Genomic DNA, 12,172 nt, shown 5'->3' on the forward strand with positions numbered 1-12,172 from the left:
CCAATATCGGTAAGTGCTACAACTGCTAAAAGCCATAGAAGCGAGAGAACACCATACTCTTCATACATCGAAAAAATAAAAAGAAGTCCTGCAGTAGGGTAGATAAAAGGAAAGAAATCACGCCATTGTACCTCTTTGTTATAAGCGACAAGACTCGCATAGCCAACACCTGCAAGAACAAATAAATCGTCACCATAAGGATAAATTCCAGTAAGAAGCCAAAGAAACGCAGCGTATGGAAGGAGATTGTCTTTTTCAACACCAAATAACTTTATAGCCTCTTTAAATGCGAGTAGGTAAATTACGCCAAAAACAAACCACATCACATAAAAGTTATCTATCCAGCCGATTACAAAAACAGCTGCTAAAAGTGCTACTCCAGTTACTATTCTCTCTTTGCTATTTGCAAACATACCCATAAGTAATCCTCTAAATTTTAATAATAAATAATGATAGTAGTATATCCAATCAGACTTTAATATCCAATTTATGTAAAGGGGGAGTAGCAGAGGAGTCATCCTCTTTTTTGTGGGGTTTTTTCTTTTGAGACATATTTTGCATCTCTTCGTCGGCTTCTTGTTGATTATGTTCACGATCAGGATCAAGAGCGTGAGACTCTTCAGCCTCACGAATCTCTAAGACTTTTTCATCTCTCTCTTGCACAGCCGCCTGAGCCATAAAGTTTTGCAACTCGACGCGGTTTGTATGTGCATTTTGAGGAGCCGTAGCGGCAGGTGTCATTTGATTTACCAAAACAATGTTACCCAAGGGACTTATAGCCATAATATACTCCTCTTACATATGAAAGAATCTCTTTCTAAAAATAGTAACGCAACAAAACTGAAGATTCAGTTCCGAGTGTAGTTTCATCACCAAAACCAAGATTAAATCTCATCTCAGCACCAAGTGTAAACTGCTTATCAAGTGCATACTCCACACCAGCAACTGGACCAAAATTAAAAATTGTTCCAGAATTGTTACCTGTTCCATAATCATAATTGTGTATGCCTGCAAATCCACCATAGTATGCAGTTAAGACACTACTAATAGGCTGCATCATATGTAGTGCAGAACCAACATCTAAAGTAGTTTCTGAATTTCCATTACTTGGATTTTTATCTTGATAAGAAAATCCAAAATAGGGCTCTACTCGCATATTATCTTCTAAAGAGATAGTACCTCTTAATGTCGCGCTATTTTGTCCTGCAACTCCAACACCAAGACCGAATTGTGGCTCATCTGCAACTGCTGCAGTGCTAAGTGCTCCGACTAAAGCAACTGTAGCAACTGTTTTTAACATAAATCGATTCATTTATATTCCTTCCGTATTTAAACTTTTAATCAAATAATACACAAACAATATAAATGAACTTTAACTCCTTGTGTCCACCTCTATAGTCTTATATTTATTATAAAGAACATTCGCACCACTTTGAATGGTAACTTCACGCCTTGGAGTATAATCGACCAAAAATTTATCTTCTGCAGTCGTCGTAAAATCTACACAGAGTCTTGCTGCTGCCATAATGATGTTTTGCGGTAAATTTTGCTTATCAGTTGTAATGATAACATGCGCTGAGGGTCTATCTTTCATATGAAGCCAAATATCTTTTGCCCTTGCACTCTTTAGTAGTTCAACATTTCCTCTCTCATTTTTTCCAAGCTGTACTTTGTAACCCTCTACCCAAAAAACTTCTATTGAGTCATTGAGTTTTATTTTCTTATTTTGCACCCGTTTAGGAAAAAGTAGCTCAATTTTTGCCACATCTTTGGCTGCGTTTACAGTGTGCATAAAAAGCTTAATGTGTTCAATCTTTGATGAGAGTGACTCCTCTTCAATATAGAGATGTTTAGCTCGCTGTTTTGCTTTTTTGCTTCGACTAAAAAACATCTCACTTATCATAAATGGGGTAGCATAGCCTTTATCAAGTGCTATATTTATCTCTGTTGCATCGTAATCTTGAAGTGTCAGCCTTGTTTCGTACGGTTTAATCTTCGCTGCATTTGCAAGAACAAGGTTGCCATAATGCTGGTATTTCTGAGCCTCTTGTTCTAAATCTTCTTGAGAGTCTAATTTTACATAAAGTTTTTCAAGTTTTTTAAGCTTCTTTTGCAAGTAGGCAATTTTTTGTTTTTTAAGGCTCTCTAATTTTGTATTTTGCTCTTTTTCATAAACTCCAAATAAAAATGCTTCCACATCTTCAATAGGGTACTCTTTTGCTACAAATGGAGCAGGCTTCACATCTAAAAGGGTATGCCCAACACGCACCTCTCTATAGGAGGAGAATAGGTCAATATGACGCAACGCTTCAAGCACAATATTTTGTGCATCTAAAATAATCACATTGGTATATTTTCCCGTAAACTCGAGCTGAATGTAGGTTATCTCTTTTTTATAAGCAGATGCTAAAGAAGTTTTTATGCGTATGATTTTATCACCATTTAAAAGCTCAATATTTAAGATATTTGAACGATTAAAACGCTTTGCAAGAATGACATCAAAAGGAGCATTATAAACTTTTGAGCGTGGGTACTCTTGACACTTAAATATGGAAGAGTTTGAACGCTGCATATTAAAATAGAGCGCATCATTTTTATCAAATACTATTTTTACAGTTGTATCATTTACTCTATGCGCAGCAGAAATTTTTGTAAATTTTTGCAGATACTCTACTATCTGTTTGAGCTGGGAGAGTTTCATTCCTGCACTAACTTTGAACTTGGTTTTCCAACATAAAATCCCTGTGCTAAATCCACACCAAGCTCTTTAATTTTATTATATGTCTCTTCATCTTTGACATACTCTGCAACTGTCTTCATATCTAAACTTTTTGCCAGACTTACTATTGCTTTTGTAAGTTTTATATTTTTATCATTTGTAACCAAATCTTTTATAAAGACTCCATCAATTTTAATAAAATCAAAATGCATATCTAAAAATCGACTTAAGTTAGAGTTTTCCACCCCAAAATCATCTACTGCCATCTTAAATCCCATCTCTCTTAAAAGAGTCAATTGTTCTTTTATTGCATCTGCATTTTTCACAACAGTAATGTTTTCTAAAATTTCAAAAGTTACACGAGAGGGGTCAATTGAATACTCTTTTGTATGATTTTGTAAATAGATTAAAAAGCTCTCATCTGTAAGATCTTTTTGAGTTAAGTTTATGGAAAATTCTACATCATTATCACGCATATAGGCAAAACTTTTTTTAATGATAGTCCGCGTAATAGTAGTTAAAAGCCCTAGTTTTTCAGCAGATCGCAAAAAATGAATAGGGTCCGTCACCTCAGCATTATAAACACCTCGTGCAAGTACTTCATACTTCACAATCTTGTTCGTTTGCGTATCTTTTATAGGCTGATAATAGGGTTCAATGCCATCATTGTCGATTAATTCTCTTGTTAAACGCAGCCATTTAACAGCCTCTCTTTTATCTACAAAATCCAAATCTTTTTCATTGTAAATCTCAAAATGCCTACTACCAAACTCTTTTGCTTTATCAAGAGCATATTCACAATTTACCAGTGTTTGGGCAACCTCATCTCGAATTTTATCTGCCCCTATACAAAATGAGATATGAATTTCCACATCATCTACTACAACATTATCATTGTCAAAAAAGGCAACGATTTGATTACAGTCAAATGCCACCTCTTCTTTTGTATTAACATCTATAAGATAAGCGAATCTATCTGATTCTACTTTATATAATTTTGAGTTACCAATAACAGAAAAAAGTTTTTTTGCTGTATTTTTTATGACCTCATTTGCAAAATCTTTACCATACTCTTTATTTAAAACAGAAAAATGAGAAATATCTAAAAGAACCATGTAGCCCTTTTCTCTGCGTATCAAATCTTTTTTAAGCATCGTTGCGTTTGGAAGAGATGTTCTTTGGTCATAAAGATATTTTGTCTCAAGCTCATAAGTTTTTTCTTCAACCATATGTTCAAGATTTTTATTGTACTGTGCATACTTTTGTTCCATATCAAGTCTATAGACTACTTTAGAGACAACTGAAAGAAACTGTTCAAGATCAAATGGCTTTAACAAATACCCATCAACCCCATACTTTATACTCTCTAAAAAGTACTTTGACTCTGTATGTGCAGAGAGAATTAACAGAGGAATTGTAGAGTTTACTGAGCGTATCAAAGATATAAGTTCCATGCCACTTAGATGTGGGAGCGTGATGTCGGTAACAACCAAGTCAATATCATTATTATTAAATTTTTCCCATGCCTCTTTACCATCCTTTGCACTAATGATTTTTGGAAAAAATGTACCTAAAAAGTTAATAAGCTCCTCTCTCGTTGTTGTATCATCTTCAACAAATAAAATAGTCAAATTTTTTGCATTAGATATGAGTTCTTTTAACGTGGATTTTTGCTGATACATTTAAGAGTTCCTAAAAAATTTACATACAAACATAGTTTACCATAACATTAAGTAACTTATGTAAAGGAGTTGCTATAATTGCAAAAATAATCCAATCTAAAGAGAAAAACTTGCAGACACCCAAAGGTTTTGGTAAAAATTACTTTACATTAGCAGCAATCCAAGCCTTTATATCTATGCAAAAAATAGTAGCACTCAGCAGTGCCGCATGCACTCTCGATGGAAAACCACTAAAGATAAAAATCAACTCTCCACCCTCTTCCTAACAGCATTTAAACACACAAAAACCAAACAAACCATAACTATACAATTTAGACTTTAAGGATACAAATGAAAAAGAAAATACAACTCTCACTGCTTGGTGCAGTTTTGGCAATATCTGCACATGCAGAGAATCAATATACGCTTGAGAACATCAATGTAAGTGCCTCTCAAGGGACAACACTCAAGAAAAAAGATGTTACAGACAGTGTGACCATCATCACAAAAGAAGAACTTGAAGAGTCTCGCGTCTCAACACTTAATGAAGCGCTCAACAAGCTTGCAAACCTCAGCATGACTCAAAACGGGGGCAGAGGAACATCTGCATCTTTTTACATTCGAGGTATGAGTTCAAAACGTATTTTAGTGCTTATTGACGGTGTACGCTACAACAACCCGACTGCAATAGGCGCAGCAGCTGAATTTTCACAAATCATGCTTGACAATGTAAAACGTATCGAAGTCATCAAAGGAGCACAATCAGGTGTTTGGGGCTCCGATGCAAGTGGTGGTGTTATTAACATCATTACAGCAGGTGCAAAAAAGGGTCTTTATGCCTCAGCAGCAATTGAGTACGGTTCTTATAACAGCGCAAAAACATCTTTACACGCCTCTTATGGAGCGAAAAAATTTGACATCACCGCAAACAGTCTGCTCTACACAACTGACGGATTTTCAGCAGCTGAGCCTAAAAAAGGAAGTGCTAACTATGGAAAACGTTATGATGATCTCGGACTTGAAAAAGACCCTTATATTAACAGAACGAACAATTTAAAAGTAGGCTACAACTTCACGCAAAACGATAGACTTGAAGCAAGTGTGAATATTATTAAATCTACTGTAAAATATGATAATGGAGCGGGAGAAGCAAATGATTCTCCAATCCCAAAAACTACACTTTTTAACCGTTTTTACAATGTTGCCTTTACCCATAAAGATAAAACAAATGATATGAAAATCACTTACAATACATCTATCTTCGACAGAGATATTGTTGCTACATACGGTCGCTACTACTACAACGGTAGTGTAAACGAGCTCAAAGCTGAGGATAAAATCAACTATATGAAAGATAGCTTTGTACGTATTGGTGCTTCTTACCAAAAATTTGAACAAAAAAAACTTGAAGCAGGAAAAAATAAAGATTATACTGCCCTATCTGCATTTATAACAAACTACAATAAGTATAATCTCTTAGCGGATAATAATACAATTATTACAGAATCCGTACGCTATGACAATTATAGTACATTTGACAACTCTATTACAGGAAAATTAGGAATCAAACAATTTATTAAAAATGATTTTTATCTTAGTATAAATGCAGGTACTGGTTACAATGCCCCAACACTTGGTCAACTCTATGGATCATCATATTCTAACCCAAATCTAAATCCAGAGAACTCTCTCACAACAGATATTACTCTTGGAAATGACACAGTGTGGATTACAGGGTTTTATAATGAGATTACAGATCTTATTGAATATGATTTCACAACATCTAAATACATTCAAACTTCAGGAAAATCAAAATTTAAAGGTGTGGAACTTGGTTATCAGGACTATTTCGGTGATGCACTTGGCGTTAAAGCACTCTATACCTATCTGAGAACGGAAGATGCAAAAGGAAAAACTCTCGCTCGCCGTCCTGTAAATCAACTCGATGCTTCTGCTACCTATTATGTATCTGATGATTTTGACATCGGGGCAAATGTACAGTATATTGGTACAAGATATGACAAAGCAGGAGATACAGGGGCTCAAACAGGAAGATATGCAATAGCAGGTCTTGTTGCAAATGTCAAAGCAAGTAAAAACGTAAACTTTTATGCTAAAATTGACAATCTAACAGACAAATACTACCAAACAGTTGATGGTTATGCAACAGCAGGAAGAAGTCTCTACGTAGGACTTGTAGCAAAATACTAAGGATAAAAAAAGATGAGTATAAAACATATTCTCCTACTTTCACTTTTTATACTCAATCTTTGGGCAAATGAGAGAATTGTCTCTCTGAGTCCTTCCATTACAGAGATAATCTACGGACTACACAAAGGCAATGAACTTGTAGCGACAAGCAGCTACTCACTCTACCCAAATGCAGCAAAAAAGCTGCCCATCATCGGCGGATATGAAAACCCAAATATAGAAAAAATTATCTCTTACGCACCAACACTTGTTATAGGACAAACTTTTAACCGACACACACTCAATCAGCTACAATCTTTTGGTGTTAAAACACTCACGCTCAATCTCAAACGCTTAGACTCCATCAAAAAGTCCATATTGACTGTAGGCAAAGAACTTGGCGCAAGCAAAGAGGCAAAAATCCTAACAAACAAGATAACAAACGCAATAACAACAGCTCACAAGAGTAAAAAGCCACACAGTGTTATGATAGTGTACGGATTACACGAGGATCTACGAGGAGGCATTTACATCGCAGGGCATGACATATTTTTTGAAGACATCATCAAAGCCTGTGGCAATACAAATGCCTACACAGCAAACACAACGAATCAACCGGTACTTTGTTATGAAAATGTTATAGCCCTCAATCCCCAGCAGATCATTATCCTCCACTCTCATGCCACCGAACCGAATGTCAATGTAAAAAAAGCGCTTCAAGCGTGGTACGCCATTCCCACGCGTGCTGCAAAAAACCATAAAATCAGCATCATCGATGAGGATTACCTCCATATTCCCTCACAAAGAGTCGCACTTACCATCAAACGGCTCTGTAGGGAGATGAATGATTAAGTGTGCAGAGCTTAGCATCTCATTTCAAAACAAAAACATTCTAAAAGATGTCACGCTAGAAGTAAAAAATCATCTAAGCATCTTAGGTGCAAATGGTTCAGGAAAGAGCAGCTTTGCAAAAGCACTTTCAGGGCTTATAGAGTATGATGGTGACATAACAATAGACTCACAAAACATCAAAACACTCACACCAAATGCAAGAGCAAAACTTCTCTCCTACATTCCCACAAAACTCGAACTCTATGACAAGCTTATAACAGTAGAGGAGTTTGTACTTTTAGGAAGATTTCCCTACAAAGAGAGCCTCTTCTCCTATGCAAAAAAGGACTACGACATCGTCAAAGAGATGCTTGAGTTTTTAAGCATCGCTCACTTGGCAAAACATACCCTTGCAGAGCTTAGTTCTGGTGAGCAGCAACTCACACTTATAGCACAAGCACTCACACAACAGAGCAAAATTATCATCTTTGATGAACCAACTGCAAACCTTGACCCGAAAAACTCAAAAATCATAGCCGAGCACATCAAAGCACTCAAAGAAGAGCATACCATCATTCTCATCACACACGATCTGCATCTTGCTGCGTTTATAGACTCACAAGTGCTTTTCATCAAAGACAAATCTGCAAAACTTTATGACAAAGAGTTCTTCTCTGACACAATGCTCGAAGAACTCTACGGTGTTGCGTTTAGCAATCTGGCGGTGCGTTATGATTAAAAATCTACTCTGGTTCACACTTATAGTTCTCTTTTTTATAGCTCCTTTTGTCGGTGCGGTTGACCTCTCTTTAAGTGAAATTTTACAGGGCAACACCCTAAACGCAACTATTTTTTACGACCTACGGCTGCCACGTGTACTCTTTGCATTTTTTGCAGGGGGTATTTTAGCACTCAGTGGTCTGCTTTTTCAGACACTCTTTCGCAATGCGCTTATGACTCCCTATACGCTTGGCATCTCAAGCGGTGCTGTTTTGGGTGCAGGCATCGCTATAAAGCTCGGACTTGCCACGCTTTTGTTTGGCATCGGTGCTGTGAGCCTTTTTGGTTTTGCAGGTGCACTGCTTACTGTCTTTTTACTCATCTACCTCTCACAGTTTTTACGCGCATCTGGGCAAGAGGCACTCCTACTGCTTGGCATCGCACTCTCACTCTTTTACACCTCTGTTTTGATGGTCATCTTCTATCTCGGTTCTGCTATTCAAAACGATATGCTCATCCGCTTTACCATGGGTTCGCTCTCTGTCATTGGATGGAAGTACCCCATACTTATCGCCGTTGTAGCACTTTTACTCCTGCTTTTTGTCTACCGTTACAAGTTTGAACTCCAACTTATGAGCGTCTCGGATGAGCAGGCAAAACTTAAGGGAGTCAATACAAAAAAAGTGACGCTCCTGCTACTCGCTGTCTCCTCTTTAGCCATCGGCGTACTTGTAAGCATTAGCGGTCCCATCGGCTTTATCGGGCTTATTATTCCGCACATCATCCAACGGCTCTACCCTGTAAACATCACACAGCGAATTTTAAAAACAACACTCTTTGGAGGACTCTTTCTCGTTACCTGCGATATGCTCTCACGTACAATCCAAACGCAAAGTGAACTCCCCATCGGCATCATCACAGCCATCATAGGCGGGCCATTTTTTATCTATCTCATTATCGCAAACGCGAAAAAATAAGCTTCTTTTAGGCATAATTCTCTCTTCGTTTCAAGGAAAAACAGTGAATAAAAAATTATATATGGTCTCTCTAGGTCCAGGTGATATAGAACTTCTCACACTTAAAGCCCTAAACGCCTTTAAATCGTGTGACGCTATTTGCGTTCCTACAAAGAGTGCAGATAACAGCTTTGCAAAATCCATCAGCCACAAAATCGTCTCAAATGCTTTAGAGCTTTTAGCTATAGATAAAACTATAGTCCCTGTCTATTCACCTATGCATTTTATCTATGAAGATTGGGTACATGAAGCAGACATCATTTTAGATACTCTTAACAAGCACAATAGAGTCTGCTTTGTCACACTTGGTGATGCTGCCATCTACTCAAGTATCTACTATTTGCTTGACATCATTAAAGAAAAGAATAAAGCTGTTTATGAGAGTTGTGAGGTTATCGCGGGTGTTACCTCTTTTAGTGCGGCATCAGCTGAAGTAAAAAAGGGACTATGTCTGGGGGATGAAGAGCTTCTCATCAAACCTATCAACCCGCGGGGGGAAGTAAAAAGCACACAAATTTTAATGCGTCCTAAAATAGGAATGGATACAGAAGTTCTAGGCGATGGAGACTTTTATACCTTTGAAAATATGTACCTTAAAGATGCAAAAATCACACCTTCAAAGATAGCAAGAGTCAAAAAATATATGACGCTCTTTATCAACTTTGCAAAAAGAAGTTAGTTTACTTTCTTCCAATCGCCTTTTTCTTCACCGCTTAGTTCATACTTATTTAAGTAACCTCGTGGGGTAAGAACTCTGCCATCACTGGTGAGTTTTGTAGTAGAGTTGCCTATAAGCAGAGTTGTGGACATATTGACATCTTCATTTTCCACACCTGCATCTACAAGCTCTTTTGCCGTAACGATTTTTATCATCTGATTTTTTCGTCCCAAATCACGCGCTATTACAACAGGACGATTTTCATCTATAGTTTTCAACTGTTCAAGCATACCTGCATAAGGTTCAAGACGACTTCTACTTTTTGGATTATAAATAGAGATGACAAAATCAGCTTCAAGTGCAAAGCGTATGCGTTTTTGAATAAGCTCGGCAGCAGTGAGTCTGTCTGAGAGAGAAATAAGACAAAAATCTTGACTCAAAGGCGCACCCACTTCAGATGCAAGTGCCAAAACGGAGCTAATGCCTGGAAGTGCCGAGTACTCAATGGTATCCCAAAGTTCCAAGGTATCAAGTAGTTCAACAACTAAAGAACCCATAGCATAGACATTAGCATCGCCATTTGAAAGTAATGCAACGGTGCGTCCTTTTTTTGCCTCATCAATGGCATATTGTACGCGTTCTATCTCTTTTGTCATAGGGGTTGTAAAGACCTCTTTGTCGGTAACTAACTCTGGTAAATCTTTTGCATACTTTGTGTAAGCAACAACCAAATCTGCCTCTCGTATAGTATTTATAGCCTCTTGTGTTAAGTATCTGTCTCCACCTGCACCGGTTGAAACTAATGTTAATTTTCCCATATCTTCTCCTATTTTTAAAATGAAGCGGCTATAGTTACACCGCCATAAATTCTTTTATTTAAAAAGAGTGTTTTATGCTTACTTGCTAAAAGTGCCGCAGGTTCTGCCACTCCTTTAATGTTAAAAAACTTTGTCGCTTGGCTTGGAGAAAAATCATGCGTAAGCGCATTTATTGCATCCTCATCAAAAAACTCTAGCTCTTTTTGAATCTCTTTGGCATATTCAAGCAGCCCAACTTCATCAGATTTTGCACTAAAACTGGCAAGTTTACTCACTTGTGAGAGTTCTAAGCCGTGCTCATAACAAAAACGCTTTACTGCGTTTAATATCTCTTCTTTAGAGGTATTGCGATTCATTCCTAAACCCAAACTTATCTCTTGAGGCTGAATCTGTAAAGAGCTGTTTGGCAGTTTTTGCGGCGTGATATAAACAGTTGGAATATCTTCGCGAAACTGTTCTAAATCATCAGGTGAGCAAAAAATAAAATTCTCCTCTTTGTAGCCTTCAAATGCTTTTAGCGCTTCAATCATGCAAGGGTAAGTGACAACCTGTACCTGCTTTTTATTGATGATGGCATTTGAGACCTCTGCTAATGACTTCAAATTACTGATGGCATAGTCATACTTTTTTGCAAACATATCAAAAGCAAGCACTTTTATCTGATCTGATGCGGTTGTGACAAAGTTTACACACCCATCTATCTGCTCGCACAACTCATTTGCGAGTTCATTCGCACCTCCTAAATGCCCAGAAAGCAGAGGAATAATCCGCTTTAAATCAAGTGTCATTATAAGCACCGCAGGGTCAGTAGCCTTGTCTTTTAAATGGGGCGCAATCTTACGAATAACTGCACCAGTTGCCATGATAAAGATGATGGCATCAAACTCAGCCCACGCAGTAGGCAATATATCATCTACTTTTTTAAATATATGAAATTCTGCTCCAAACTCTTGTGTATCTTGGGACTTGTTAAAAACATGACACTTATGCTTTTGCAAGTACGGCAGAAGCTTTTTTGCTGCGTTCAGACTTGGATCGTTAATAGTAGCTATGGCTATTTTCATACTCTTCCTTACAGGGCTTTGGACTTTTTCTCGCCCTCTTTTTTATATTTTTGTGCATAAAGGTGTGAATCAACTGTGGCTTTTTGGTGTAAAAACTCCCCAAACATAATGAGTGCCACCCCTTTAATGTGAGAAACTTTCTCTTGTATATCTGAAATAGTACCTTTGTAAACCTTTTCATCCGCCCAAGTAGCACGCTCAACTACCCAACATGGGGTATTTTTAAGATAACCCAGCTCCAAAGCACTCTCTTTGAGTTTTTTAATCAGGGATATAGAGAGATAAAAGGCAAACGATGAGTGTTTGTTTGAGAGCAGCTGCTTAAGCGACTCAGGATTTGGTGTACGCCCCTCAACCCGTGAGATGATAAGTGTCTGCGAAACCCCAGGAATAGTGTACTCAATGTTAACAGCTGCCGCCGCACCAAACGCAGCAGTCACACCAGGAATGGTTACATACTCTATGCCCTCACTCTCTAAAAACTCTATCTGTTTA

At 37.6% G+C, this 12,172-nt stretch carries 14 protein-coding genes; 6 read left to right on the forward strand and 8 right to left on the reverse strand.

All coding sequences use genetic code 11. The features are described 5' to 3' along the window. From MV589_RS08735 to MV589_RS08755, 5 genes are all read right to left on the reverse strand, one after another. Nucleotides 1-419, reverse strand: a 419-nt coding sequence (locus tag MV589_RS08735) for a phosphatidate cytidylyltransferase (RefSeq protein WP_297433957.1), incomplete at its 3' end; no start/stop codon positions are given. Between the two features lie 49 nt (nt 420-468). Further along, nucleotides 469-783: a hypothetical protein gene (locus MV589_RS08740; RefSeq protein ID WP_297433960.1), complete on the reverse strand. Its 315-nt coding sequence runs from the start codon at nt 781-783 to the stop codon at nt 469-471. 34 nt (nt 784-817) lie between these two features. Beyond that, the gene (locus MV589_RS08745) at nt 818-1,312 is read right to left on the reverse strand and encodes a putative outer membrane beta-barrel protein (protein WP_297433962.1); all 495 of its coding nucleotides are present in this window, start codon (nt 1,310-1,312) and stop codon (nt 818-820) included. Between the two features lie 60 nt (nt 1,313-1,372). After that, complete coding sequence (locus tag MV589_RS08750; protein ID WP_297433964.1) at nt 1,373-2,701, reverse strand: NFACT family protein; 1,329 nt, start codon at nt 2,699-2,701, stop codon at nt 1,373-1,375. Further along, nucleotides 2,698-4,401: an EAL domain-containing response regulator gene (locus MV589_RS08755; protein WP_297433966.1), complete on the reverse strand. Its 1,704-nt coding sequence runs from the start codon at nt 4,399-4,401 to the stop codon at nt 2,698-2,700. The genes MV589_RS08750 and MV589_RS08755 overlap by 4 nt, the downstream gene beginning before the upstream one ends. Before the next feature lie 110 nt (nt 4,402-4,511). Here MV589_RS08755 and MV589_RS08760 point away from each other — a divergent pair, with 110 nt between their 5' ends. The 6 genes from MV589_RS08760 to MV589_RS08785 all read left to right on the forward strand — a co-directional run bounded on the left by MV589_RS08760 (nt 4,512) and on the right by MV589_RS08785 (nt 9,816). Next, on the forward strand, nt 4,512-4,667 hold the full coding sequence (locus tag MV589_RS08760) for a hypothetical protein (protein ID WP_297433968.1): 156 nt from the start codon (nt 4,512-4,514) through the stop codon (nt 4,665-4,667). A 64-nt stretch (nt 4,668-4,731) separates the two neighbouring features. Further along, nucleotides 4,732-6,591, forward strand: a complete 1,860-nt coding sequence (locus MV589_RS08765; protein ID WP_297433971.1) for a TonB-dependent receptor plug domain-containing protein — start codon at nt 4,732-4,734, stop codon at nt 6,589-6,591. Nucleotides 6,592-6,603: 12 nt separating this feature from the next. Continuing rightward, nucleotides 6,604-7,422 (forward strand): heme/hemin ABC transporter substrate-binding protein, encoded by an 819-nt coding sequence (locus MV589_RS08770; RefSeq protein ID WP_297433973.1) that lies wholly within the window; start codon nt 6,604-6,606, stop codon nt 7,420-7,422. Continuing rightward, nucleotides 7,415-8,140 carry an ABC transporter ATP-binding protein gene (locus MV589_RS08775; protein WP_297433974.1) on the forward strand — a complete coding sequence of 242 codons (726 nt, stop codon included), beginning with the start codon at nt 7,415-7,417 and terminating at the stop codon, nt 8,138-8,140. Before MV589_RS08770 ends, MV589_RS08775 begins: the two co-directional genes overlap by 8 nt. Then, nucleotides 8,133-9,098, forward strand: coding sequence for an iron ABC transporter permease (locus tag MV589_RS08780; protein WP_297433975.1), 966 nt, complete (start codon nt 8,133-8,135; stop codon nt 9,096-9,098). The genes MV589_RS08775 and MV589_RS08780 overlap by 8 nt, the downstream gene beginning before the upstream one ends. A gap of 43 nt (nt 9,099-9,141) precedes the next feature. Beyond that, entirely contained in the window at nt 9,142-9,816 is a 675-nt protein-coding gene (locus tag MV589_RS08785) for a precorrin-2 C(20)-methyltransferase (protein ID WP_297433976.1), read from the forward strand. Here MV589_RS08785 and MV589_RS08790 read toward each other — a convergent pair. The 3 genes from MV589_RS08790 to MV589_RS08800 form a co-directional block, all read right to left on the reverse strand. Beyond that, complete coding sequence (locus tag MV589_RS08790) at nt 9,813-10,613, reverse strand: precorrin-3B C(17)-methyltransferase (protein ID WP_297433978.1); 801 nt, start codon at nt 10,611-10,613, stop codon at nt 9,813-9,815. The two genes, MV589_RS08785 and MV589_RS08790, sit on opposite strands and share 4 nt — an antisense overlap. A 14-nt stretch (nt 10,614-10,627) precedes the next feature. Then, a complete protein-coding gene (locus MV589_RS08795; RefSeq protein ID WP_297433980.1) occupies nt 10,628-11,677 on the reverse strand; it encodes a cobalt-precorrin 5A hydrolase in 1,050 nt (349 codons plus the stop codon). 8 nt (nt 11,678-11,685) lie between these two features. After that, the coding region (locus tag MV589_RS08800) for an SAM-dependent methyltransferase (protein WP_297433982.1) at nt 11,686-12,172 on the reverse strand (487 nt) is incomplete at its 5' end.

The sequence above is a fragment of the Sulfurimonas sp. genome, assembly GCF_026991475.1.
In the GTDB taxonomy this organism is placed as follows: Bacteria; Campylobacterota; Campylobacteria; order Campylobacterales; family Sulfurimonadaceae; genus Sulfurimonas.

What these genes read in the sequence shown, in the direction of transcription:
- MV589_RS08790 (WP_297433978.1), bottom strand. Translation starts at nt 10,613, where the DNA reads ATGGGAAAATTAACATTAGTTTCAACCGGTGCAGGTGGAGACAGATAC.
- MV589_RS08795 (WP_297433980.1), bottom strand. Translation starts at nt 11,677, where the DNA reads ATGAAAATAGCCATAGCTACTATTAACGATCCAAGTCTGAACGCAGCA.
- MV589_RS08770 (WP_297433973.1), top strand. Translation starts at nt 6,604, where the DNA reads ATGAGTATAAAACATATTCTCCTACTTTCACTTTTTATACTCAATCTT.
- MV589_RS08765 (WP_297433971.1), top strand. Translation starts at nt 4,732, where the DNA reads ATGAAAAAGAAAATACAACTCTCACTGCTTGGTGCAGTTTTGGCAATA.
- MV589_RS08750 (WP_297433964.1), bottom strand. Translation starts at nt 2,701, where the DNA reads ATGAAACTCTCCCAGCTCAAACAGATAGTAGAGTATCTGCAAAAATTT.
- MV589_RS08755 (WP_297433966.1), bottom strand. Translation starts at nt 4,401, where the DNA reads ATGTATCAGCAAAAATCCACGTTAAAAGAACTCATATCTAATGCAAAA.
- MV589_RS08775 (WP_297433974.1), top strand. Translation starts at nt 7,415, where the DNA reads ATGATTAAGTGTGCAGAGCTTAGCATCTCATTTCAAAACAAAAACATT.
- MV589_RS08780 (WP_297433975.1), top strand. Translation starts at nt 8,133, where the DNA reads ATGATTAAAAATCTACTCTGGTTCACACTTATAGTTCTCTTTTTTATA.
- MV589_RS08745 (WP_297433962.1), bottom strand. Translation starts at nt 1,312, where the DNA reads ATGAATCGATTTATGTTAAAAACAGTTGCTACAGTTGCTTTAGTCGGA.
- MV589_RS08740 (WP_297433960.1), bottom strand. Translation starts at nt 783, where the DNA reads ATGGCTATAAGTCCCTTGGGTAACATTGTTTTGGTAAATCAAATGACA.